Raw genomic sequence first — 22,468 nt, forward strand, 5'->3', positions numbered from 1 at the left:
CCGCCGTCAACTGTGCACGGGCAGCCCCGTCAGCAGTTCGGCGACGATCGACGCGCCGTGCAGCGTCAGCACCGACTCGGGGTGGAACTGCACCGATGCGAACCCGTCCCCGCGCAGCGCGTGCAGCTCCCCGGTGGCCGCGTCCCGGCTGACCTCGATGGAGTGTGCCGCCAGCTCACCGACCGCCTCGTCGTCGCAGCGGGCGGTGAAGCTGTTGTAGAAGCCGACCGTCTCCGGACGCCCGAACAGGTCGATCCGGGTCTGCGCGCCCTGGTACGGCACGGTCTTGCGGACGATCTCCAGACCCAGCTCCGCCGCGATCAGCTCATGGCCGAGGCAGACACCCAGCAGCCCGTGCCGGTGGCCCCGGACCAGCTCGGCGGCCATCCCGCGCAGCAACCGCATCTTCGGATCGGCGACGTCGGCCGGATTCCCGGGTCCCGGGCCCAGCACGACCGGCCCCGGGTGCGCCCGTACCACCTCGCGCAGCCCCGGCTCGTCGTAGCGGCGCACCGACACCTCCAGGCCCGAGGCGCGCAACAGATGCGCCAGCATCGCGGTGAAGGTGTCCTCGCCGTCGATCACCAGCGCATGGCCGGACAGCTCCTGCGTGCGCTCCTGCATCCGCAGCCAGAACGGCGCGAGCCCGTCCCGCCGGGCGTCCAGTGCGGCCCGCACCCGCGGATCGTCGGCCAGCCGCGGACGCGTCCTCCCGGCGTTCGGGCGCCCCGGCCGTACCCCCAGCGCGGCCAGCACGCCGGCCGCCTTCGCATGCGTCTCGGCGACCTCGCCCGCCGGATCGGAGTGGCGTACGAGCGTCGCGCCGACCGGCACCCGCAGCCGCCCGCCGGCCGCGATGTCGGCGGTGCGGATCAGGATCGGCGAGTCGAGGGTCTGCGCCCCGTCCGGCTCCTGCCGCAGCAGGGCCAGCGCGCCCCCGTAGTAGCCGCGGCCGCCGGGTTCGTACCGCTCGATGACCCGGCAGGCGTTCTGCACGGGCGAGCCGGTGACGGTCGCCGCGAACATGGTCTCCTTCAGCACCTCGCGTACGTCCAGCGAGGAGCGCCCGCGCAGCTCGTACTCGGTGTGCGCGAGATGGGCCATCTCCTTGAGCCGCGGCCCGATCACCACCCCGCCCATGTCGCCGACGGTGCACATCATCTTCAGTTCCTCGTCGACGACCATGGAGAGCTCCTCGGTCTCCTTGCGGTCGCCGAGGAAGGCCAGCAGGCTCTCGGCGGACGGCCCCGCGTCGGGGTAACGGTACGTCCCGCTGATCGGATTCATCACGACCGTTCCGCCGGACATCCGCACATGCACCTCCGGGCTGGCGCCGACCAGCGTCCTCTCGCCGGTGTGGACGACGAACGTCCAGTACGCGCCCCGCTCACCGGCCAGCAGCCGCCGGAAGAGCGCCAGCGCGTCGGCCCGTCCGAACCCGGGGATCTCCCCCTGGAACGTCCGCCGGATGACGAAGTTCGCCCCTTCGCCCTGCCCGATCTCGTCCTCGATGACCCGCCGGACGATCCCGGCGTACTTCTCGTCGCCGACATCGAAGGCACCGGCCTCGACCCGTACGTCATGGGTGGGCAGTTGCGCGAGGGCCTCGGTGAGCGGCAGTTCGTACGTCTCCTGCGCGACCAGCACCGACAGTGGCGTCCCGTCGTCGCGGACGTCGAAGCCGCGTTCGGAGATCTGCCGGAACGGCACCAGCGCCAGCGTGGGCATCTCGCCCACCGGGAGGTCCGCGAGCCGCTCCGCCTCGTGCACCGCGCCGATCAGGACCTCGACGGTGTCGTGGTCCCGGCCCGGTGTCCGGCGGCGGAGGAGAGCGAAGGGCGGGCAGTCGTCGGCGAGGAGCTTCTCGATGAGCATGGGTGGTGTTCCTTCCCCTGGGTTCAGCTGGGAGGAACGGCCCCGGACACGAAAAAAGGCCGCCCCTCGGGCGGCCTCTGCGATGGTGCGTACGCGCAGTCAGTGGGCCGCCGGATGAGCGGTCCACCACCAGTTCTGGATCGAATGCGCGAGCATGCTCCGAACCCTAACCCACGACGGGACGGAAACGGGGCCCGTTCCACCCGGCAGGTGGAACGGGCCCCGGCAGATCCTTGACGAACGGGTCAGACCAGCAGGTTGTAGATGCTCCAGCCGCTGCCGACCTTCACGCGGGCGCCGAACGGAGCGGTGGCGCTGCCGGTGCCCTTGTAGAACCACAGGACCCCGGTGGTGTCCCGGGCGACCAGGTCCCCGATGCCGTCGCGGTCGAGGTCGCTCGGGCCGAGGAGGTTGTTGTAGACCCCCCAGCCCTTGCCGACCTGGGTGCGCGCGGCGTACGGGGCGGTGGCGCTGCCGGTGCCCTTGTACAGCCACAGCACACCCCCGGTGTCCCGGGCGACCAGGTCCGGCTTGCCGTCACCGCTCAGATCGCCGGTGGAGACCAGCGAGTTGTAGATCGACCATCCGCCGCCGACGCGTGCCTTCGTCGCGAACGGCGTCGCCGGGGTACCGGTGCCCTTGTAGAACCAGAGGACGCCGGAGGAGTCCCGGGCGATCAGGTCCGCCTTGCCGTCCGCGTCGAGGTCGCGGGCGCCCCAGAGGCCGTTGTAGACCCCCCAGCCGCCGCCCACCTTGAGCCGGCTCAGGAAGGGCTTGCTCGGGTTGGAGCCGCCCCGGTAGTACCAGAGCGTGCCGCTCTTGTCCCGGGCCACCATGTCGCCCGTGCCGTCGGCGCGCAGCGCGGTCATCGCGATGACCGCGTTGTAGTCCTGCCAGCCCGGCCCGACGCGGTAGCGGCCGTAGAAGGGTGCGGTGGCGCTGCCGGTGCCCTGGTACTGCCAGAGCACACCGGCGGAGTCACGGCCGAGGATGTTGTAGCGGTTGGTGCCCGCGTCCGGAACCGTGCTGCTCGCCTGCTGGACGTCGCTCGCCTTCACCCACGCCATGCGGTGGTTGTAGCGGATCGGGTAGAAGAGGTTGGTGCTCCCCCTCACCAGGGTGCGGTCGCCCGCGGCCGTCCCTGCGAACGTCCCCGCGAACCAGTAGTCGCCGACCTGCGCCGGACCGGCCTGAGGATAGGCCTGGCCGGCCGGAATGCTGTACTTCGTCAGCGAGGCGTTGTTGTTCGCCTGGATGGCCACACCGGTGCCCGCGTACGCCGCGTCCTCCGGGTAGGCGCGCCCGTACACCGGGATGGACGTCGCGCCCGCCTTGGCCTTCAGTACCGGCTGGGCGGTCTTGCCGACCGGGGCGGTGAACTGGCCGCTCGGGTTCTGGAACCAGGCCTTCTTGCCGCCGTACCAGATGGCGGTCCAGTTGGTCTGGGCCTCGGCGACGACATAGGTGCCGCCGGCCACGACCTTGTTGCCCCAGTTCGGGCCGTCCGTGGACGTCACATTGGGGATGTACGGGTCGGTGATCTTCGCCGCGGTCGTCGAGGGCGACGTGTACAGGTAGCCGAAGTTGGCCGGCTGCTTGGCGACCGCGGAGCCGCCGTACGTCAGCGCCGGCTCGTTGGCCGTGGTGAACGGAGGAACCACCCGGACGACCTGACCGGCCTTGAGCGGCCCGCCGGCCCCGTCGGCACCGGTGGGGGCGCCGATCAGGGACATGTAGTGGTTCCAGTCCCAGAACGGGCCCGGGTCCCAGTGCTGGGACGCCACATTGCCGTCGAGCACGCCCGGAACCTCGTCGTGCCCGATGATGTGCTCACGGTCGAGCGGGATACCGAACCGGTTCGCCAGATACTTCACGAGCGTCGCCGAGGACTCGTACTGCGGCTCGGTGTACCAGCTGCCCGACTTGATGGCGTAGCCCTCGTGCTCGATCCCGATCGAGTGCATGTTCGCGGTCTTGTTGGCCGCGTGCCATGCCTCGTTCTTGGTCTCGACCATCTGGGTGACCAGACCGTCGCTCGCCCGGATCATGTAGTGCGCACTGGCGTAGGACGCCGGGTTCTGGAACGTGGCCAGGGAGCCGGCGTAGCCGCCCTCGGTGTCATGGATGACGATCGAGCGGATGTCCTCGCCGCTGGCCGGACGGTTGGCGACGTTGTAGTTGCCGAAGTCGTCCGCGGTGGTGCTGTTCTGCTTGTACCCGGCCGGCTTGAAGTCGCAGTTCAGACCGGCGGGGCACTCCGGCGCGGGAGTCGCGGTGGTGGCGATGGTGGTCGCCGCCAGCGGCATCTTCGCCGGCTTGACCGGGGCCACCGACGGATCGGCGGGCAGCGACAGCTGCTGGCCGTCCGCCGTCAGCCGGGATTCGCCGCTGCGGACCGACTCGAAGACACGGTTCGCGAACAGTGTGGCGCCCTTGGTGTCCGGCGCCTGGCTGTAGCGGGCGACGGCCGGGTACCACTGACCGGCGTCGTCCGGCAGCGAGTCCGTGGCCTCGCGCTGGTACTGCGCGAGCAGGGCCGCGCCCGCGCGGATGCTCTGTGCGGTGTCGTCCTGCACCGCGTCGACCGGCTTGTCGATGAGCTTCGCGGCCTCGTCGAGCGTGTGCAGCTCGGGGACGCTGGTGTCCACACCGTCCGGCATGCCCTTCAGCGCCCGCGCGGCGTCGAAGTGCTTCATCACGGCGGGGTCGCCGCTCATGTTCAGATGTGCGAGCTGCTCCGCCTTCGTGGGCTTCTCGACATCGTCCTCGGTGACGCGGGTGAGCCCCATGACGTTGTACGCGCCGCTGGTGCTGGGCTCGCCGTCGTGGCTCTCCCACAGCGTCTGCCGGTACGAGACCGCCATGAGGACGCTCTGCGGGACATCGAACTCACGCGCCGCGTCCTCGAACTGCCCCTGCAGCACCGCGGTGGGTGACGCCGGCTTGCTGTCCGTGGTCACCGCGTCCTGGGAGGCCATGGCGATCGTGCCGACCGTCGCCGTCACGAGGACTGCCGCGCCGACGCCGTACATCACTCGTCTTTTATTGAGATCCCTGCGGTGATTCCGCTTCAACGCCCCACCCCTGCGGTCCCTTTGTTCGAATCGGAAAAACGTGAGGCTAGCAGGGCGCGACGTGGCGTCCGTCACCGCCCGCCACGAAACGCCGTCTCAGCCACTGAGCACGGGGAATAACACGGGACACGACCCCGTAATGTTGTGGTTGTGACCGTGAACGCCAATACCTCCGTCGCCGGTGGCCACACCTGGCGAGACCTTCCCGCGGCGCAGCAGCCCGAGTACCCCGATGCCGAGGCTCTGCGCGATGTACTCGCGGACCTCGCGTCGTATCCGCCGCTCGTCTTTGCGGGCGAGTGCGACCAGCTGCGTGCCCGTATGGGAGCCGTCGCCAAGGGCGAGGCGTTCCTGCTGCAGGGCGGCGACTGCGCCGAGGCCTTCGACGCCGTGTCCGCCGACCACATCCGGGCCAAGCTGAAGACGCTGCTCCAGATGAGCGCCGTCCTGACCTACGCGGCCTCCGTGCCCGTCGTCAAGGTGGGCCGGATCGCCGGCCAGTACTCCAAGCCGCGCTCCAAGTCGACCGAGACCCGCGACGGCGTCACTCTGCCGACGTACCGCGGCGACTCCGTCAACGGCTTCGCCTTCACCGAGGAGGCCCGGGTCCCGGACCCGGAGCGGCTGAAGCAGATGTACCACGCATCCGCTTCTACGCTGAACCTCGTCCGGGCCTTCACCACCGGCGGTTACGCCGACCTGCGCCAGGTCCACGCCTGGAACCAGGACTTCGTGAAGTCGTCCCCGTCCGGTCAGCGTTACGAGGCGCTGGCCCGGGAGATCGACAATGCGCTGAACTTCATGAAGGCGTGCGGTACGGACCCGGCCGAGTTCAAGGCGGTCGAGTTCTACTCCTCGCACGAGGGGCTCCTGCTGGACTACGAGTCGGCGCTGACCCGTACCGACTCGCGCACCGGCGAGCTGTACGACACCTCCGGCCACATGGTCTGGATCGGCGAGCGCACCCGTCAGATGGACGGCGCGCACATCGAGTTCGCCTCGAAGATCCGCAACCCCATCGGCATCAAGCTCGGCCCGACGACCACCGTCGACGAGGCGCTCGGCTACGTCGACCGCCTCGACCCGGACCGCGAGCCCGGCCGGCTGACCTTCATCGTCCGGATGGGCGCCGACAAGGTCCGCGAGAAGCTCCCCGCGCTGGTCGAGAAGGTCACCGCCTCCGGTGCGGTCGTCGCCTGGGTCACCGACCCGATGCACGGCAACACCTTCGAGGCGGCCTCCGGCCACAAGACCCGTCGCTTCGACGACGTCCTGGACGAGGTCAAGGGCTTCTTCGAGGTGCACAAGGGCCTCGGTACGCACCCGGGCGGCATCCACGTCGAGCTCACCGGTGACGATGTCACCGAGTGCGTCGGCGGCGGCCACGAGATCTTCGTGGACGACCTGCACCAGCGCTACGAGACGGCCTGCGACCCGCGCCTCAACCGCAGCCAGTCCCTCGACCTGGCGTTCCTGGTCGCCGAGATGTACCGGGACCAGTAGGGCCGTCACCGCCGGTGGCGTACGTACGACTGTGGGGCACGGATCGATGTGATCCGTGCCCCACAGTCGTACCGGGGCTTTACGGGAGTGGAGCGCCGGGTAAGGTTAGGTTAGCCTCACCGATTAATCGGGACGGCGCCAACGATCAATCCCGCCGGGAGGTGAACCGCATGTACGTCTGCTCGTGCTTCGGCATTACGGAGCAGCAGGTCAAGGAACATGCGGCAGCCGGGGCGTGCACTCCCCGTCAGATAGCCTCCGCCTGCAAGGCGGGCACGGACTGCGGCGGCTGCGTCCGCAGGATCCAGGCCATGCTCGGCCGCGGCGCGTGCGCGCCTCGCGAGCTGCTCGCCCAGCGGCTGGCGGAGCCCGGCGCTCCCGAGCAGCCCCTCTCGCCCGGCGCGGCCCCCGAGGCCGACCCGGGCATCGCCCCCGGCAGGGCTCCGGGCATCGCCCCCGGCAGGGTCCCGGGCATCCGGCTTCCCGACGCGGCCTGAACCGAGGGGCCGACCGCTTACCGGTCTCCGGGAGACTCAGCTCTCCGGCTGCTCGATCTGCTGCGAGATGTAGAGCGGTTCACCGAGCTTCTCGATCAGCTCCAGCTGGGTGTCGAGGTAGTCGATGTGATGCTCCTCGTCCTCGAGGATCGACTCAAAGATATTTGCGGATGTGATGTCGCCCTTGGCGCGCATCAACTCGACACCGCGCTTCAGCCGGTCGATCGCCTCCACCTCGACCTGGCGGTCGGCCTGGAACATCTCGGTGACGGTCTGGCCTACCCGTACATGGAACAGTCGCTGGTAGTTGGGGAGTCCGTCGAGAAAGAGAATGCGGTCCGTCAGGATCTCGGCGTGCTTCATCTCGTCGAACGACTCGGAGCGCGTGTACTTCGCCAGCTTCGTCCAGCCGAAGTTCTCCTGCATCTTTGCATGCAGGAAATACTGGTTGATGGCAGTCAATTCGGCGGTCAGCTGTTCGTTCAGGAACTCGAGGACCTCGGGGTCGCCCTGCATCGCAGAGGCTCCTTCCAACCGGTGAACTGGTCAAGTTGGCCGCATCCTCGCACCGCACCCCCTGGCCGTCCAGTAAGTACACGCTTAGTAGGTACTGTCCGAATTGCCTCTGCCCTGGTCATGACCACCCCTGCCTGTCTGTCACCATGGAGTCATGGGTCAGCCGGAAAGCCGGGAATACCGCGAATCAGAGCAGTCCGAGCTTCCGCCGGGACAGCGACTGCAGCGCGGTTGGCCAGTCACCCACTACGGGCCCGTTCCCAAGTTCAAGCCCGACCGCTGGGAGTTCCGGGTCTTCGGGGCCACCGCGGACGGCGAGAAGCACTGCTGGAACCATCAGGAGTTCTCGGCCCTGCCGTTCTCCTCGGTCGTCGCCGACCTGCACTGCGTCACCAAATTCAGCATGATCGGCGCCGAATGGGGCGGGGTCCTCGCCCGTACGATCGTCGAACTCGCGCCTCCCTCGCCCCAGGCCACCCATGTCATGGTCTGGGCCGAGTACGGATTCAGCGCCAACCTGCGGCTTGCCGACTTCACCTCGGACCGGACACTTTTCGCCACCCATCAGGGTGGTGAGCTGCTCACCGCCGAGCACGGCTTTCCGCTGCGCCTCGTCGTGCCGCATCTGTACGCCTGGAAGGGGCCCAAGTGGGTCCGGGGCGTCGAGTACATGACGGCCGACCGCCGGGGCTTCTGGGAGGAGCGGGGGTATCACAACATCGGTGACCCGTGGCGCGAGCAGCGTTACTCGTACCAGGAGGAGCCCGGGGAGGGCCCCGAGCTCTGACCTGCCGGCCGGTCCCGCCCCGTGGTGCGGCGGGCCTGCCCTCAGTGGTGGTACCGGTGCGCCACCGCGTGGCCCCTGCCGCGGCCGATCATCCACTTGTTGACCGGTGTGGTGACGACGAAGGCGATGGCCAGCGACACCGCGAGGGCTCCCCAGAACAGTGCGTCGGCGAGCTGGGCGTCCATGGCGCCCGGCCAGAGGGCGATCACGCCGTTGTCGATCAGCTCCATCACGGCGATGGAGAGGGTGTCGGCGGCGAGGGCGACCCGGAACGCCGTGCGGAAGTCCATGCCGGCTGTGAGGACGGAGCGCAGGGTCAGCGCGTAGCCGAAGGCGAAGGCCAGGGCGATCGCGAGGACCATCGTCTCCGCGTTGCCCCAGCCGAGCGCCGTTCCGACGACCATGCCGAGGATCTCGCCGATGGCGCATCCGGTGAGGCAGTGCAGTGTGGCGCGTGCGGCCGTGGGCCAGTCGGCCCGGCCGGTGTGAGTCGAGTGGCCGGCATGGCTCGCGTGGTCCGCGTGCCGGCCGTCGTGGCTCCGGTGCTCGTGCCGGCCCTGCTGCTCGTGCTGTTCGTCGCGCGCGTCGTACTGCATGGCGATCCCCCAACTGCGGTAGCGGTTCCCGTCGAGAACAGGAACCACATACCCCCCGGGGGTATTCCCCATGCCTGTGCGGACTCAGCTCCGGTCGCGGAGCTCCTTCAGCCGCGCCACGTCCGCCGCATGGCCTTCCTTGCCGCCCGGTGTCTCGATGACCAGCGGTACCCCGGCCGTCGCCGGATGGGCGAACAGCTCCCGGAACGGCTCCTCGCCGATGTGACCGGCGCCGATGTTCTCGTGCCGGTCCTTATGGGCTCCCGCCACGTCCTTGGAGTCATTGGCGTGGATCAGTTTCAGCCGGCCCTCGCCGACCGTGTCCACCAGCAGATCCAGCGTCTGCTTCATGCCCCCGGGGCCCGCCAGATCGTGGCCCGCCGCGTAGATGTGGCAGGTGTCGAGACAGACACCGAGCCTGGGGTGGGCGTCCAGCGCCTCGAAGTACGGGCCGAAGTCCCAGGTCCGCGAGCAGAGCGAGAACCCCTGTCCGGCCGTCGACTCCAGCAGCAGATACGGGTCGTCGTCGTGCGTCAGCTCGTCCAGGAGCGGCCGCATGTGGGTGCGTACCTGGGCCAGTGCCTCCGCGCGGGGCCGGCCACCGGTCGCGGAGCCGGTGTGCACCACGACGCCCAGGGCGCCGATCTCACGGGCCCGGCGCAGGGAGTGGCGCAGCGAGTCCACGGACCTCTCGACGGTGGCCTCGGTGTGCGAGCCGAAGTTGATCAGATACGGGGCGTGGACGTACGCCGGTATCGACTCGGCGGCGCACTCGGCGCGGAACCGTTCGTCCTGTGCCGGGTTCCCGTCGGGCGTGGCCCAGCCGCGCGGGTTGGCGACGAAGACCTGGACGGCCTCGGCCCCCATCTCGCGGGCGTAGGGCAGGCCGACCTTGGCGAGGCCGCCGGCCACGGGGACATGGCCGCCGACAGGGTTGCGCATACGGATCTCAGAGTCCCTTGGTCTTGATGGTGATGGTGCTGCCCTCGGGGGCCCGGTCGCCTCCGTCGACGGACTGGCTCGCGATCGTGTCGCTGAAGGAGAGGAACGGGCGGTCGACCTTGACCTCGAAGCCCGCGGCCTTCAGCAGGCTCGTGGCCTCGTCGACGTCCTTGCCGGTGACGTCCGGGACATCGAGCATCCGCGGGCCCTTGGAGACGGTGAGCGTGATGGTGTCGCCCTCGGCGGCCTGGGCGCCCCCGCCCGGCGACTGGCGGGCGATGTCGCCCCCGGCCTCGGACGAATTGACCCGGTCCGGCAGCACCTCGGCCTTCAGGCCCTCCTCCTCCAGCGCCGCGGTGGCCTCCTCGACCGACATCCCCGTCACATGGGGGACGTCGACCGGGCTGCCCTTGCTGACGACCAGGGCGACCGCGGAGTCCGGGTGGCGCTCGGTGCCCGCCGTGGGATCCGTGCGGATCACCTCGCCCTGTCCGACCTCCTCGCTGAACTCCTTGGTGACCATGCCGGGCACCAGGCCCGCGTCCTTCAGGGCGCGCCTGGCCTCGGCCGGCGAGGCGCCCGCGACGTCGGGGACCTTCACGATCTCCGGGCCGCGCGAGACGATGATCTTCACCGCGCCGTTGCCCCGGATACGGGCGCCCGACTTCGGGTCGCTGCTGATGACCTTGCCGCGGTCGACGTCGTCGCTGTAGGCCCGCTCGACGCTCTTCAGCTCGAGACCGGCGTCCGAGAGCCGCTCCCGCGCGGCCTTCTCGGTCTGGCCGAGCAGTGAGGGGACCCGGGTGAACTGTCCCGAGTTGATGTACCAGACACCGGCGCCGACCCCCAGCACCAGCAGCACGGCGACGATCGTGGCGAGCAGTCCGCGCCGCGGCCCGCCGCGCTGCCGCCCGGGACGGGCCGGCCCGGGCGGCAGCAGAGGGGGCATCTCCAGCCGGCTGGTGTGGTGAGCCGTGCCCTGGCCGACCGGGAGCACCCGGGGGATCACGCTCGTACGGTCCTCGGTGCCGTCGTGCGCCTCGGCGAGGGCCTGTGGGGGTACGGCGTCCAGCTGGGCGTCGGTGAGCCCGGCGCGCGCGGTACGCGACTCGGCGAGCAGGGCCACCGCGTCGAACGGACGGACCTCGGGGTCGCGCGCGGTGGCGCTCGCGACCAGCTCGTCCAGCTCTCCCGCGAGTCCCGGGACGACGGCCGACGGGGCCGGCACGTCCTCGTTGAGGTGCTGGTAGATCACCTGGGCGGGGGAGTCGCCGGTGTGCGGCTTGGTGCCCGTCAGCATCTCGTACAGCACGACGCCGCAGGCGTACACATCGGTGCGGGTGTCCGCCGTGCCGTGCTCGATCTGCTCGGGGGCGAGATACGAGACGGTGCCCAGGACGGTCCCGGTGGTGTTCGTGACGGCGCCCACGGCGCGCACCAGACCGAAGTCCGCGACCTTCACCCGGCCGTCGTCCCCTATGAGGACGTTCTCCGGCTTCATGTCGCGGTGCACGAACCCCGCCCGGTGCGCGGCGCCCAGTGCGGCGAGGACCGGCTCCAGGATGTCCAGCGCCGCCCGCGGCTGCAGGGCGCCACGGTCGCGCAGGACGTCGCGCAGCGTGCAGCCCGCGACGTACTCCATCGCCAGGTAGACGTACGCCCCCTGGGCGCCCTGGTCGAAGACCGCGACCACATTGGGGTGCGCCAGCCTGGCCACGGACTTGGCCTCGCGGATGAAACGCTCGACGAACGAGGCGTCGGCCGCGAGCGCCGGGTGCATCACCTTGAGGGCGAGCACCCGGTCCAGACGGGTGTCCAGGGCCCGGTAGACCGTGGCCATCCCGCCCACGGCGATGCGGGCATCGACGCGATAGCGGCCGTCGAGCAGTTGCCCGACAAGCGGGTCCTGAAGGGTCGTATCCACGCAAGCGAGTCTACGAGCCATCGCGGACATGGCCGACGGGCCGGAGCGATCCCGCGGCCGTACTGCAGCCGAGCCGTGACAGGGACATGCACGTGCGTCCCGCACGGGGGTCAGAACGCGGGCCGCTCCGGATCCAGCACCGCCCGCCCCTCCACCGGCGACGACGCCTCGGCGAAGTGGCGCCGGGGGATCCGGCCCGCGCGGTACGCCAGCCGCCCGCCGTCCACCGCATGCCGCATCGCCGCCGCCATCAGCTCGGGCTCCTGCGCCCGGGTCACCGCGGAGGCCAGCATCACGGCCGCGCACCCCAGCTCCATCGCGAGCGCCGCGTCGGAAGCCGTCCCGGCGCCGGCGTCGAGGATCACCGGCACCCGGGCGTGGTCGACGATCAGCTGGAAGTTGTGCGGGTTGCGGATGCCGAGGCCGGAGCCGATGGGGGAGCCGAGCGGCATGATCGCCGCGCACCCCACATCCTCCAGCTTCCGGGCCAGCACCGGGTCGTCGTTGGTGTAGGGAAGGACGGTGAAGCCGTCGTCGACCAGGGTCTCCGCCGCGTCCAGCAGCTCGATCGGGTCGGGCAGCAGGGTCCGCTCGTCGGCTACGACCTCCAGCTTGATCCAGTCGGTGCCCAGCGCCTCGCGGGCCAGCCGCGCGGTCAGCACGGCCTCGCCCGCGGTGAAGCAGCCCGCCGTGTTCGGCAGGACGCGGATCGAGAGCCGTTCCAGCACGGAGAGCACCGAACCCTGCACGGTCGGATCGAGGCGGCGCATCGCGACGGTGGTCAGCTCGGTGCCGGAGGCGGTGAGCGAGCGCTCCAGCACGTCGAGGCTGGGCGCCCCGCCCGTCCCCATGATCAGCCGGGAGGTGAACGCGGTGCCCCCGAGGGTGAAGAGATCGTCGGACATGGTCAGCCTCCCTGGACCGCGGTGAGGACTTCGATCCGGTCGCCGTCGGCGAGCGCGGCGGTGGCCCACCGGCTGCGCGGAACCACGGCCTCGTTGACGGCGGCCGCGATGCCGGAGTGCGCCGTGGTGAGGGTCGAGACGAGGGTTTCCAGCGTGGTGCCCGCGGCGATCGAGCGGGGATCGCCGTTGACGGACACGCAGAGCGCTACGGACTCGGTCATGCGGGCTGCTCCTGACGTGCGGAGGCGGAGGCGGACGGCGCGGCGGGCGACGGTACGGGGGCGGGCGCGAACCGCCCGGGAGCGAAGGGGCGGGCCACGCGGGGCAGCTCGCCGGTGGTCAGCAGCTCGGCCATGGCGTCGCCGGTGACGGGGGTGAGCAGCACCCCGTTGCGGTGGTGGCCGGTGGCGAGATGCAGACCGGGCAGGGCGGTGGGGCCGAGCAGCGGAGCATTGTCGGGGGAGGCGGGGCGCAGGCCGGCCCGGGTCTCGGTGAGCGGCAGTTCGGTGATCCCGGGCACCAGCTCATGGGCGTCGCGAAGCAGCTCGTACACACCGCCCGCCGTGACGGTGGTGTCCCAGCCCATCTCCTCACTGGTGGCGCCGACCACCAGCTCGCCGTTCTCGCGCGGTACGAGATAGACGTGGCTGCCGCGGACCACGGCCCGCACGGTCCGGGTGAGGAACGGTGCGTACGCGGCGGGCACGGTCAGCCGCAGCACCTGCCCCTTCACCGGCCGGACGGGCGGCGTGACCTCGTCCGGCAGCCCCGCCAGCCGCCCGCTGAGGCTGCCCGCGGCGAGCACGACCTGGTCGGCGGTGAGCTCCGTACCGCCTGCCAGCACGGCCCCGGTTGCCCGGTCCCGTTCCACCGTGAGGCGTTCCGCCCGGTCGCGGTGGACGACGACCCCGGCCCGCTCACAGGCCGTCAGCAGGGCGGCGGCCAGCCGGCGGGGGTCGACCTGGTGGTCGCCGTCGACCCGCAGACCGCCGCGTACCCCCGGCGCCAGCATCGGTTCCAGGCGGCGGCACTCACGGCCGGTGAGCCACTGCGACTCCAGCCCCGAACGGAGGTGCAGCGCATGCAGTTCCCGCAGATGGGCGCGGTCGTCGGAGTCCAGGGCGACCGCGAGGGTGCCGCAGGCCCGGAAGCCGATGTCCTGGCCGCTCGCCGCCTCCAGCTCGGCGGCGAAGGCCGGATAGCGTGCGGCGGAGGCGACATTGAGGCCGAGCAGCATCTGCTCGCCGTAGTGGAGTTCGGTGACGGCGGCGAGCATTCCGGCCGCCACCCGGGCGGCCCCGCCACCCGGGTCGGGGTCGGCGACCGTGGTGCGCAGGCCGCGCTGCGCCGCCCGCCAGGCGGTCACCAGACCGATGATCCCGCCCCCGATGACGAGGACGTCGGATCCTGGTGCTGGGGTGTTCCCGGGGGAATGCATGGGCGTCCAGCCCCTCCCTTCGCCGGCATGACCCGGATCAGGTTCGTACGGTCGGAGGCCGCCCAGCCTCCCTCTCAGCCCGGTGCGTCCGGACTCCCGCGAGTGTCTTACGGTGGCCACCCTAGACCCCGTTCCCCACGCCCGGTAAGGGAGCAGTCACCGTGGCCCGTTCGCTCGACGGACTCGTCCTCTCACCCGTCGCCGACCAGGCGCCGGGTCAGGTCGGCACCCGTACCCGCTTCACGTACCACGAGGAGGACGGCCGGATCTGGGCCGAGTACGCGGGCGGCGACGTGGTCCGGGGACATCTCGTCGGCACGCGCTCCGGCGACCGGCTCGACTTCCGGTACGTCCAGTTGAAGCAGGACGGAACGACCTCCTCCGGACACTGCGTCTCCACCGTCGTCGATCTGGCGGACGGCCGGGTGCGGCTGGACGAGCGCTGGGAATGGGAGTCGCAGGAGGGCTGCGGTGCGAGCGTGGTCGAGGAGCTGTCTGTCTGACAAACCGTCAGGTGCATAAGCTGGGCAGGTGAGCGAGCAGCAGACAGAGCAGCCGGGCCGGCGGACAGAGCGCCGCGTCGTCATCGTCGGCGCGGGCATGGCCGGCGTGCAGACCGCGGTCGCCCTGCGGGAACAGGGCTTCACCGGCCCGGTCACCCTCATCGGCGCCGAACCCCACCAGCCGTACGACCGGCCACCGCTGTCCAAGGCCGTACTGCTCGGCAACGCCGAGGGCTCCGCCTTCGACATCGACTTCGAAGCGCTGGACATCGACCTGCAACTGGGCCGCGACGTGACCGGTCTGCGGCCCGGCGCGCACGAACTGGACACCTTGGCCGGACCCGTTCCGTACGACGTCCTGGTCGTCGCCTCCGGCGCCGAGCCGGTGGTACTGCCCGGCTCCGAGGGCGTGCCCGGCGTCCATCTGCTGCGCACCCTCGACGACGCCGCACGGCTGCGGCCGGTACTCGACGAGCAGCACACCGTCGTGGTCGTCGGCGCGGGCTGGATCGGCGCGGAGTTCGCCACCGCGGCGCGCGCCGCGGGCTGCGAGGTCACCGTCGTCGAGGCCGCCGACCGGCCGCTGGCAGGCGTTCTGCCCGCCGAGGTCGCCGCCCCGATGGCCCGCTGGTACGCGCAGAGCGGTGCCGAACTCCTCACGGGCACGCCGGTGGCGCGGATCGAGCACGGCAGCGTGGTCCTCGCCGACGGGCGCACGCTCGCCGCCGGAGCGGTGGTCGTCGGGATCGGTGCCCGGCCCGCCACCGGCTGGCTGGCCGGCTCCGGCATCGCGCTCGGCCCGGACGGGTCGGTGACCGCCGACGACGCGCTGCGCACCTCGCTGCCGGATGTGTACGCGGTCGGCGACTGCGCGTCCTTCCCCTCCGCGCGGTACGGCACACGGCTTCTCGTCCACCACTGGGACAACGCCCTCCAGGGGCCGCGGACCGCCGCCGCCAACATCATCGGCGCCGGCACGGACGGGGCGCAGCCCCTGACGTACGACCCCGTGCCGTACTTCTGGTCCGAGCAGTTCGACCGGTTCGTGCAGTACGCGGGGCATCACGGGGACGCGGACACCCTGCTGTGGCGCGGCGACCCGGCGGACGCGGCCTGGACCGTGTGCTGGCTGCGGGACGGCGCGCTGGTCGCCGTCCTCGCCGTCGGGCGGCCGCGCGACCTGGCCCAGGGGCGCAGACTCATCGAGGCGGGGGCGCGGCTGGATCAGGTGCGGGCGGCCGACCCCGCCGTACCCCTGAAGTCGGCCAGGGCGGACGCCGCGTGACGGCGCTTCCCCAGGGGCTCCGGGGGCCTTGAGGGCGCTGGGGTGACCCCCGTCCGGTCGGGTCCGGGTACCGACTGTCGGTCCGGGATGGCACGCTTGTCCCCGTGACCGAGATTGACGCAAAGATCGATGCTCTCGTCCCCGCCTGGCTCCACCTCCCCGACATCGCGGAAATGCTCGATGTCGAGGTGACGCGCGTACGGCAGCTGGTCAAGGAGGGCCAGCTCATCGCCGTACGCCGTGGTGAGAACCGGGCACTCCAGGTGCCTGCTGCCTTCATCGACGGCAACAAGGTGGTCAAGGGCCTCTCCGGCACCCTGACGCTCCTGAGGGACGACGGCTACACCGACGAAGAGATGCTTGAGTGGCTCTTCACCCCCGACCCCACCCTCCCCGGTACCCCCGCGCAGGCGCTGAGCGAGAATCGCGGCACGGAGGTGAAGCGCCGCGCCCAGGCGCTCGCCGTCTGACCGGGACAACCGCACGCGGGGTACGGGCCCGGGCCGTTCCGAGCGGCCCGGCCCGTACCGCCGCATGACGACGTGGCGCTGCACCCGTGGCGGGGCTCCGGGGGCGTCGAGCCGCACCGCCGTATCCCGTATCGCCGCACCCAAGGGGGAACCTCACCATGTCCACGCCTCGCGCGCTGCTGTCCGACGCCCGGCTCTATCTGTGCACGGACGCCCGCAGGCGCCAGGGCGACCTCCCCGCGTTCCTCGACGCCGTGCTCTCCTCCGGGGTGGACGTCGTCCAACTGCGCGACAAGGGCATGGAAGCGGCCGAGGAACTCGAGCACCTGGCGGTCCTCGCCGACGCCTGCCGGCGCCACGGCAAGCTCCTCGCGGTGAACGACCGGGCCGATGTCGCCCATGCCATCGGTTCCGATGTGCTCCACCTCGGCCAGGGTGACCTGCCGGTGCCGGCCGCCCGCGCCATCCTCGGCGAGGACGTGGTGATCGGCCGCTCCACGCACGCCGAGTCCGAGGTCGACGCGGCCGTCGCCGAGCCCGGCGTGGACTACTTCTGCACCGGGCCCTGCTGGCCCACCCCGACCAAGCCCGGCCGGCACGCCCCCGGCCTCGGCCTCGTGCGGTACGCGGCCTCGCTCGCGCAGCCGCGCCCGTGGTTCGCCATCGGAGGGATCGACGCGGGCAACCTCGACGAGGTGCTGGACGCGGGAGCGCGCCGGGTCGTCGTCGTACGTGCGATCACCGAGGCCGACGATCCGGCGGCGGCCACCGCCGAGCTCGCGAAGCGGATCAGGGCGCGCGCCGACGTCTGACGGACACGTCGGGAAAATTGCAGTTCATCCGACGAACATCGGAAGACTGTCCGAGGGATGGACACCCGACCAGTCAATTCGGGCAATTGCCGCTGCTCTGGTTGGGGGAGCGGCGAGCCCTGGTTAACCTGCAGTATGGCTCTTGGCACTCCCTCTACCAGGACGGATCACGCACGCACGGTGCGTGAGCTGCTCGCGACCGGCAAAACTTCGTATTCGTTCGAGTTCTGGGCTCCCAAGACCGAGAAGGGCGAGCGCAATCTCTGGAATGCGCTGCGCCGTGTCGAGGCGGTGCGTCCGAGCTTCGTCTCCGTGACGTACGGGGCCGGTGGCTCGACGCGGGCGGGAACGGTGCGGGCCACCGAGCAGATCGCCGCCGATTCCACCCTCACCCCGGTCGCGCACCTCACGGCCGTCAATCACTCCGTCGCCGAGCTGCGCAACATGATCGGGCAGTACGCCGACGCCGGAATCAGGAACATCCTCGCCGTGCGCGGCGACCCGCCGGGCGACCCGATGGGCGAGTGGGTCAAGCACCCGCAGGGCGTGCGGTACGCCGCCGATCTCGTCCGGCTCATCAAGGAATCCGGCGATTTCTGTGTCGGCGTCGCGGCATTTCCCGAGATGCATCCGCGCTCGACCGACTGGGACGCCGACATCCGGCATTTCGTGGACAAGTGCCGCGCCGGTGCCGACTATGCGATCACGCAGATGTTCTTCGATCCTGAGGACTATTTGCGTATGCGTGACCGGATGGTTGCGGCGGGTTGCGACACGCCTGTCATCCCCGAGGTCATGCCGCTCACCAGCGTCAAGCAGTTGGAACGGTTTCCGCAGCTCAGCAACGCGACTTTGCCGTCGGCCCTGAAAGAACGCATCCTCGCCGTCAAGGACGACGCAGCCGCTGTACGCTCCATTGGCATCGAGTTCGCGACGGAGTTCTGCGCGAGGCTGCGCTCCGAGGGTGTGCCCGGACTGCACTTCATCACGCTGAACAACTCGACGGCAACGCTCGAGATCTACGAGAATCTCGGACTGCACAAGCAGTCGTGACCGGCCGTACCCGCCATCATCCCGGGCGGTGGCCGCAGAAAAGGGGGCGGGCATGGGCTGGACGGTCCTCTACATCGCGTTCGGCATCGTGGCGCTGTGGCTGCTCGGCGAGGTGCTCCTGCAGTACAAGGCGCGACTGCGGTGGCGCCTGCTCGCCTTCACCGGCTTCGCGGGTGTGGTCGTCGGTGTGCTGATGCCGTCCGTGCCGGTCATCGCCGTCGGAACGGTCGCGTTCGCCATCGGCCAGACGTACGTCACCCTCTCCTTCCGGCGCGGCTTCTCGACCGGCTGGGCGATAGGGGGCAGCCCGGGCGAGAGCCGTCGCCGACGGGGCGGTGCCGCCCGGGACACCCGTCGGGAGCCCACGCTCGAGGTGTCGGACCTCGAGGTGGAGTACGACCGGGCGGGCGAGGACGAGGCGAACAGCGCCGCGCCCGCGGCCGCCGTCTACGAACCGGAGCCGCTGCCGGACGACACCGGGCAGTACGGCATCTACACCGATCCCCAGCCGCAGCAGCAGACCCAGCACGCCCCGGGGCAGCCCCAGTACGGCGCCTACGACCCGTACGCCGACTACTCCACGTACAGCGGCGTGCCCGGCCAGAGCAGCTACGACAGCCAGGGCACGTACGCAAGCCAGGACGCGTACGCGGGCCAGGGCACGTACGCCGGCCAGGAAGCGTACGCCGCGCAGGACGGCTACACCGGGCAGTACGACTACGGCACGGGCCAGCAGCAGTACGCCGCGTACTCCGACCCGTACATCGGGACCGGCACCACGGGCGGCTCCCCGCAGTACGGCACACAGGGCACGTATGCGAGCTACGACAGCTACGGCGGCCAGCAGCAGTACGCGGCGGACGCCTACGCCCAGCAGTACTCCGCAGAGACCCCGCCGGGCGGCGTCTGGGTGCCGCAGCAGCGCGAGGGCGAGCAGTACCCGCCGGAGCAGCCCGTACAGCCGGCCCCGCACCCGAACGGCTACGACAGCGGCTACAACGATCAGCAGTACCGCTACTGACAGCTGCACTCATCGGCGTCAGGGTTCACCGGCGCCTGCCGTTGCCGGTGGCCGAGCGGCCCGGCAGCCGCACCCGCCGGCTGCCGCGCTCGCGCGCGGTCGCGTTCACTGGGAGCCGCGGAAGCCGTCGCCCTCCACGATGAGTCCGGCGACGAGTGCCCCCGACATTCCGGCGTGCGCAAGCCCGCCGCCCGGGTGCGACCAGCCACCCGCGAGGTAGAGCCCCGGCAGCCGTGTGCGGTTCCCGGGATGGAGATACGCGCCTGCGGCCCCGGCCAGCGCGGGCGCGGGCACCGAACCGCCGTCGGCTCCGGTGTCGGCGGCGGTCTCCGCGGGCGTCCGGACCTCGGCGTGGAGAAGCCGCTCACGGATACCCGGGACGGCCGCGCCGGCCGCCTCGATCACCGTGCCGGCATACCGCTCGCGCAGCGCCGCGTCCGTCCAGTCCACGGTGGTGTGCGGGGCGACCGTCGCGGTCACGGTCACGGCCTCGTGCCCGTCGTCGGGGCGGGTCGACGGATCGTCCGGGCGGATCACCGTCACCGTGGGACGTTCGGCGAGCCGTCCGCCGAACACCGCCTCCCGCTCCGCCGCGCCGTCCGCACCGTGCACCACGGTCCGGTGCACGGTGTCCGCGGGCCGGGCGCCGCGCAGCGACAGCAGGACCTGGAACCGGCCCGGCACCGGCGCCCCGCCGCCCGGCCGGGGCTGAGCCGTCACCTCGCCGTCCCGCCAGAGCTCCTGACCCGGCACCAGCCCCGGGTGCGGCCACGCCCCGAGCACCACATGGTCGGCCTCGGCCACCGTGCCTGCCGCGAGCTCGAGGCCCGCCGCCCGGCCGTCCTTCTCCACGATCCGGGCCACTTCGGCGCCGAACTCGAACTCCACTCTCCGGGCCAGGCAGCGCTCGTACACCGCCTGCGCCAGCGCCCGCATCCCCCCGGCCGCATACCAGCTGCCGAACGTCTCCTCCATGTACGGCAGCAGGGCCGCGCTCGCCGGGGCGCGCAGCGGATCGAGGCCGTACGACAGCGCGTAGCCGTCGAGGAGGGCGGCGAGCCGGGGGTCGGCCAACTCCCAGGCGCCGACCTCGGCCACCGTGCCCGCCTGCCGGGCGGCCCGCAGCAGCCGGCGCTGCCGCAGCGCCGGATACGGATCGCGGCCCAGCACCTGCCAGTCGGCGCGCAACGGCTCCTCCAGCAGCGGCCGGCGGGACCGGTCCCAGGCATCCCGGGCCCGGTCGAGGAACTCGCCCCAGCTGCCGCCCGCACCGGCCCCCAGCGCACGGTCCAGGGCGGCGACCACCCCGGCCCGGGAGGCGTTCGGCAGCGAGACCGCCGTGCCGTCGGCGAAGAGATGGCGGCTCGCCGGATCGACCTGCGTCATCGTGACGCACTGCTCCAGCGGTTCCCTGCCGGTCTTCACGAACAGATCGCGGTAGACCGCGGGCAGATGCAGCAGCGAGGGACCCGTGTCGAACGTGAAGCCGTCCCGGGAATACCGGCGGACCGAGCCGCCGTACGTCCCGGACCTCTCGTACACCGTCACCCGGTGGCCTGCCACGGCCAGCCGGGCGGCCGCCGCCATTGCGCCCATCCCGGCGCCGATCACCGCAATACGTGCCATGTCAGTGACCTTAACGGCCGCCACCGACGGCTCAGCCGGGAGGCCAGTGCGTACGGGTCCCGGCCAGACGTCTCTCCTCGCGCCGCTGGGCCCTGCGGCGCAGGAACCGGCGGATCCGGGAGGCGAGGAAGACCAGTATCACGATGCCGAGCAACAGGAGCACCGCGGCGACGACTGCGGCCGCCAGCGGATGGAATATCGCGAACGTGATGATTCCGGCGACGCCCAGATCCTCGGCCGTGCTGACCGCGACGTTGCTGAACGGCTCGGGGGACGTGTTCACCGCCATCCTGGTACCCGCCTTCACCAGATGGCTCATCAGCGCGGTGGAACCGCCGACGGCCCCGGCCGCGAGCTCCGGCAGCGAACCGCTCTCGCCGGCCAGAAGTGCCGCCACGACAGCCCCGGCGACCGGCCTGATGACCGTGTGCACCGAGTCCCAGAGCGAGTCCACGTACGGGATCTTGTCCGCGACCGCTTCGCACAGGAAGAGCACGGCGGCGGCCACGAGCACATCGGTGCGCTGCAGCGATGCGGGCACCTCGTCGCTGACACCGGTCGCGCCGAAGATGCCGAGCAGGAGGACCACCGCGTAGGCGTTGATCCCGCTCGCCCAGCCACTCGTGAACACCAGGGGGAGTACGGACACGGACGCGATCGTAACCAGTGCCGCGGTGCTGCGGGTGGGGCCGGACGCGCAGCCCTGAGTATCCGTACCTAGTGCACGAGATGAGTAGGTGCGCGGATGGGCTGCCACCTGCGCAGACGGAAGAGTGGAGACCACGGAGGGGCGCAGCGCCGGTACCGCCGACACGGGGCGGCGGAACGGACGCCGCACTCCTCCGCAACGGGGGTGCACCACGGAGAGCACGGGACCACGGGGGAACGACGGGGGTCACGGGGGAAGGCTCTCCGGCAGCACAGGAAGCGCCGGTCGGGCGAGGCTCGGGGGGATCGAGCCTCGCAGGACCGGCGCTTTCGTGCGTGCGTACCTCCCGCCGGGGGAGGGGCGTCAGTGCCCGCTGACCCGGCCGTGCAGCAACAGGGACAGCGCCGAGTGCACGTCGTCCAGGGACCGCTCGGGCTGGAACGCCTGCCAGTCCAGGGCCGCCACCAGCACCATGCCGACCAGAGCGGCCGCTGTCAGCGGGATGTCGATCTCCTCGCTGAGCTCGCCGTTCCCGACGCCCTCGCGGAGCACGTCCTCGACCACGGCGACGGCCTCCTGACGCACCACCAGGAGCGTTGCCTGCCAGGCGCGGTTGGTGCGCCACAGCTCGGCGACGTACAGCTGGGTGAAGGCCGGATAGCGGTCGATGAAGACCAGACCGGCCCTGATCATCGCGTCCAGGGCCTCGACCCGGGTGCCGCCGCGCGCCCCGGTCTCGTCGGCCGCGGACCGCAGCGACGCGGTCAGCAGGCCGACGCCGTGCCGCAGCAGCTCTTCGAAGAGTTCGGTCTTGCTCTTGAAGTTGTAGTAGACCGTGCCCTTGGCGACCCCGGCGCGTTCGGCGATCTCGTCGACCGTGGTCGCCGAGAAGCCCTTCTCGGCGATGAGGGTGACGGCCGCTTCGTAGAGCTTCTGCCGGGTGGCCTGACGACGCGTGGTGCCACTGCTTTCCATGCGGTCGATTCTCACAG

General features: G+C 71.1%; 22 protein-coding genes and 1 riboswitch. Of the genes, 9 read left to right on the forward strand and 13 right to left on the reverse strand.

Annotated features, from left to right (window positions below; translation table 11 throughout):
* Nucleotides 1–6: 6 nt before the first annotated feature.
* From OG878_RS28635 to OG878_RS28640, 3 genes are all read right to left on the reverse strand, one after another.
* The gene (locus tag OG878_RS28635; RefSeq protein ID WP_328889442.1) at nt 7–1,875 is read right to left on the reverse strand and encodes an anthranilate synthase family protein; all 1,869 of its coding nucleotides are present in this window, start codon (nt 1,873–1,875) and stop codon (nt 7–9) included.
* Nucleotides 1,876–1,974: 99 nt separating this feature from the next.
* Entirely contained in the window at nt 1,975–2,031 is a 57-nt protein-coding gene (locus OG878_RS42355) for a trp operon leader peptide (protein WP_356123226.1), read from the reverse strand.
* 89 nt (nt 2,032–2,120) lie between these two features.
* Complete coding sequence (locus OG878_RS28640) at nt 2,121–4,907, reverse strand: N-acetylmuramoyl-L-alanine amidase (protein ID WP_328889443.1); 2,787 nt, start codon at nt 4,905–4,907, stop codon at nt 2,121–2,123.
* A 198-nt stretch (nt 4,908–5,105) separates the two neighbouring features.
* Here OG878_RS28640 and OG878_RS28645 point away from each other — a divergent pair, with 198 nt between their 5' ends.
* Both OG878_RS28645 and OG878_RS28650 read left to right on the forward strand, forming a co-directional pair.
* Nucleotides 5,106–6,452, forward strand: a complete 1,347-nt coding sequence (locus OG878_RS28645; protein WP_328889444.1) for a class II 3-deoxy-7-phosphoheptulonate synthase — start codon at nt 5,106–5,108, stop codon at nt 6,450–6,452.
* Nucleotides 6,453–6,622: 170 nt separating this feature from the next.
* Nucleotides 6,623–6,949 carry a (2Fe-2S)-binding protein gene (locus OG878_RS28650; RefSeq protein ID WP_328889445.1) on the forward strand — a complete coding sequence of 109 codons (327 nt, stop codon included), beginning with the start codon at nt 6,623–6,625 and terminating at the stop codon, nt 6,947–6,949.
* Between the two features lie 36 nt (nt 6,950–6,985).
* Here the strand turns inward: OG878_RS28650 and bfr are convergent, their stop codons facing one another.
* Nucleotides 6,986–7,465 carry a bacterioferritin gene (gene bfr, locus OG878_RS28655; protein WP_328889446.1) on the reverse strand — a complete coding sequence of 160 codons (480 nt, stop codon included), beginning with the start codon at nt 7,463–7,465 and terminating at the stop codon, nt 6,986–6,988.
* A 154-nt stretch (nt 7,466–7,619) separates the two neighbouring features.
* On the opposite strand from bfr, the gene OG878_RS28660 reads away from it, so the two are divergent.
* Nucleotides 7,620–8,252, forward strand: coding sequence for a sulfite oxidase-like oxidoreductase (locus tag OG878_RS28660; RefSeq protein ID WP_328889447.1), 633 nt, complete (start codon nt 7,620–7,622; stop codon nt 8,250–8,252).
* 41 nt (nt 8,253–8,293) lie between these two features.
* Here OG878_RS28660 and OG878_RS28665 read toward each other — a convergent pair whose 3' ends face one another.
* The 6 genes from OG878_RS28665 to thiO all read right to left on the reverse strand — a co-directional run bounded on the left by OG878_RS28665 (nt 8,294) and on the right by thiO (nt 14,057).
* Entirely contained in the window at nt 8,294–8,848 is a 555-nt protein-coding gene (locus OG878_RS28665; protein ID WP_328891413.1) for a DUF4396 domain-containing protein, read from the reverse strand.
* Nucleotides 8,849–8,932: 84 nt separating this feature from the next.
* Nucleotides 8,933–9,790 (reverse strand): deoxyribonuclease IV, encoded by an 858-nt coding sequence (locus OG878_RS28670; protein WP_328889448.1) that lies wholly within the window; start codon nt 9,788–9,790, stop codon nt 8,933–8,935.
* A gap of 7 nt (nt 9,791–9,797) precedes the next feature.
* Complete coding sequence (pknB, locus tag OG878_RS28675) at nt 9,798–11,714, reverse strand: Stk1 family PASTA domain-containing Ser/Thr kinase (RefSeq protein ID WP_328889449.1); 1,917 nt, start codon at nt 11,712–11,714, stop codon at nt 9,798–9,800.
* A 110-nt stretch (nt 11,715–11,824) separates the two neighbouring features.
* The gene (locus tag OG878_RS28680; RefSeq protein ID WP_328889450.1) at nt 11,825–12,619 is read right to left on the reverse strand and encodes a thiazole synthase; all 795 of its coding nucleotides are present in this window, start codon (nt 12,617–12,619) and stop codon (nt 11,825–11,827) included.
* Between the two features lie 2 nt (nt 12,620–12,621).
* Nucleotides 12,622–12,840, reverse strand: a complete 219-nt coding sequence (gene thiS, locus OG878_RS28685; protein WP_328889451.1) for a sulfur carrier protein ThiS — start codon at nt 12,838–12,840, stop codon at nt 12,622–12,624.
* The gene (gene thiO / locus OG878_RS28690) at nt 12,837–14,057 is read right to left on the reverse strand and encodes a glycine oxidase ThiO (RefSeq protein ID WP_328889452.1); all 1,221 of its coding nucleotides are present in this window, start codon (nt 14,055–14,057) and stop codon (nt 12,837–12,839) included. The genes thiS and thiO overlap by 4 nt, the downstream gene beginning before the upstream one ends.
* Nucleotides 14,055–14,167, reverse strand: a riboswitch (TPP riboswitch). (Overlaps the previous gene by 3 nt.)
* A 51-nt stretch (nt 14,168–14,218) precedes the next feature.
* Here thiO and OG878_RS28695 point away from each other — a divergent pair.
* The 6 genes from OG878_RS28695 to OG878_RS28720 all read left to right on the forward strand — a co-directional run bounded on the left by OG878_RS28695 (nt 14,219) and on the right by OG878_RS28720 (nt 19,201).
* Nucleotides 14,219–14,560 carry a hypothetical protein gene (locus OG878_RS28695; protein WP_328889453.1) on the forward strand — a complete coding sequence of 114 codons (342 nt, stop codon included), beginning with the start codon at nt 14,219–14,221 and terminating at the stop codon, nt 14,558–14,560.
* A 97-nt stretch (nt 14,561–14,657) separates the two neighbouring features.
* Nucleotides 14,658–15,845 carry an NAD(P)/FAD-dependent oxidoreductase gene (locus OG878_RS28700; protein ID WP_443049277.1) on the forward strand — a complete coding sequence of 396 codons (1,188 nt, stop codon included), beginning with the start codon at nt 14,658–14,660 and terminating at the stop codon, nt 15,843–15,845.
* Between the two features lie 104 nt (nt 15,846–15,949).
* On the forward strand, nt 15,950–16,315 hold the full coding sequence (locus OG878_RS28705; RefSeq protein WP_093893586.1) for an Rv2175c family DNA-binding protein: 366 nt from the start codon (nt 15,950–15,952) through the stop codon (nt 16,313–16,315).
* A gap of 158 nt (nt 16,316–16,473) precedes the next feature.
* Nucleotides 16,474–17,127, forward strand: coding sequence for a thiamine phosphate synthase (gene thiE / locus OG878_RS28710; protein ID WP_328889455.1), 654 nt, complete (start codon nt 16,474–16,476; stop codon nt 17,125–17,127).
* Nucleotides 17,128–17,262: 135 nt separating this feature from the next.
* Nucleotides 17,263–18,180: a methylenetetrahydrofolate reductase [NAD(P)H] gene (gene metF / locus OG878_RS28715; RefSeq protein ID WP_328891414.1), complete on the forward strand. Its 918-nt coding sequence runs from the start codon at nt 17,263–17,265 to the stop codon at nt 18,178–18,180.
* Nucleotides 18,181–18,232: 52 nt separating this feature from the next.
* Nucleotides 18,233–19,201, forward strand: a complete 969-nt coding sequence (locus OG878_RS28720; RefSeq protein WP_328891415.1) for a hypothetical protein — start codon at nt 18,233–18,235, stop codon at nt 19,199–19,201.
* A 105-nt stretch (nt 19,202–19,306) separates the two neighbouring features.
* Here OG878_RS28720 and OG878_RS28725 read toward each other — a convergent pair whose 3' ends face one another.
* The 3 genes from OG878_RS28725 to OG878_RS28735 all read right to left on the reverse strand — a co-directional run bounded on the left by OG878_RS28725 (nt 19,307) and on the right by OG878_RS28735 (nt 22,451).
* Nucleotides 19,307–20,827 carry a phytoene desaturase family protein gene (locus OG878_RS28725; RefSeq protein WP_328889456.1) on the reverse strand — a complete coding sequence of 507 codons (1,521 nt, stop codon included), beginning with the start codon at nt 20,825–20,827 and terminating at the stop codon, nt 19,307–19,309.
* Nucleotides 20,828–20,858: 31 nt separating this feature from the next.
* Complete coding sequence (locus tag OG878_RS28730) at nt 20,859–21,476, reverse strand: DUF4126 domain-containing protein (RefSeq protein WP_328889457.1); 618 nt, start codon at nt 21,474–21,476, stop codon at nt 20,859–20,861.
* Nucleotides 21,477–21,839: 363 nt separating this feature from the next.
* The gene (locus tag OG878_RS28735; RefSeq protein ID WP_277325733.1) at nt 21,840–22,451 is read right to left on the reverse strand and encodes a TetR/AcrR family transcriptional regulator; all 612 of its coding nucleotides are present in this window, start codon (nt 22,449–22,451) and stop codon (nt 21,840–21,842) included.
* Between the last annotated feature and the right edge of the window lie 17 nt (nt 22,452–22,468).

The sequence above is a fragment of the Streptomyces sp. NBC_00316 genome (genome assembly GCF_036158715.1).
GTDB lineage: Bacteria > Actinomycetota > Actinomycetes > Streptomycetales > Streptomycetaceae > Streptomyces.

Bases quoted from the DNA above. Each gene is read 5' to 3' on its own strand.
- thiS (WP_328889451.1), bottom strand. From the start codon at position 12,840: ATGACCGAGTCCGTAGCGCTCTGCGTGTCCGTCAACGGCGATCCCCGC.
- thiO (WP_328889452.1), bottom strand. From the start codon at position 14,057: ATGCATTCCCCCGGGAACACCCCAGCACCAGGATCCGACGTCCTCGTC.
- OG878_RS28665 (WP_328891413.1), bottom strand. From the start codon at position 8,848: ATGCAGTACGACGCGCGCGACGAACAGCACGAGCAGCAGGGCCGGCAC.
- OG878_RS28725 (WP_328889456.1), bottom strand. From the start codon at position 20,827: ATGGCACGTATTGCGGTGATCGGCGCCGGGATGGGCGCAATGGCGGCG.
- metF (WP_328891414.1), top strand. From the start codon at position 17,263: ATGGCTCTTGGCACTCCCTCTACCAGGACGGATCACGCACGCACGGTG.
- OG878_RS28735 (WP_277325733.1), bottom strand. From the start codon at position 22,451: ATGGAAAGCAGTGGCACCACGCGTCGTCAGGCCACCCGGCAGAAGCTC.
- OG878_RS28700 (WP_443049277.1), top strand. From the start codon at position 14,658: ATGGCCGGCGTGCAGACCGCGGTCGCCCTGCGGGAACAGGGCTTCACC.
- OG878_RS28640 (WP_328889443.1), bottom strand. From the start codon at position 4,907: ATGTACGGCGTCGGCGCGGCAGTCCTCGTGACGGCGACGGTCGGCACG.
- OG878_RS28670 (WP_328889448.1), bottom strand. From the start codon at position 9,790: ATGCGCAACCCTGTCGGCGGCCATGTCCCCGTGGCCGGCGGCCTCGCC.
- OG878_RS28680 (WP_328889450.1), bottom strand. From the start codon at position 12,619: ATGTCCGACGATCTCTTCACCCTCGGGGGCACCGCGTTCACCTCCCGG.
- thiE (WP_328889455.1), top strand. From the start codon at position 16,474: ATGTCCACGCCTCGCGCGCTGCTGTCCGACGCCCGGCTCTATCTGTGC.
- OG878_RS28720 (WP_328891415.1), top strand. From the start codon at position 18,233: ATGGGCTGGACGGTCCTCTACATCGCGTTCGGCATCGTGGCGCTGTGG.
- OG878_RS28635 (WP_328889442.1), bottom strand. From the start codon at position 1,875: ATGCTCATCGAGAAGCTCCTCGCCGACGACTGCCCGCCCTTCGCTCTC.
- bfr (WP_328889446.1), bottom strand. From the start codon at position 7,465: ATGCAGGGCGACCCCGAGGTCCTCGAGTTCCTGAACGAACAGCTGACC.
- OG878_RS28650 (WP_328889445.1), top strand. From the start codon at position 6,623: ATGTACGTCTGCTCGTGCTTCGGCATTACGGAGCAGCAGGTCAAGGAA.
- OG878_RS28660 (WP_328889447.1), top strand. From the start codon at position 7,620: ATGGGTCAGCCGGAAAGCCGGGAATACCGCGAATCAGAGCAGTCCGAG.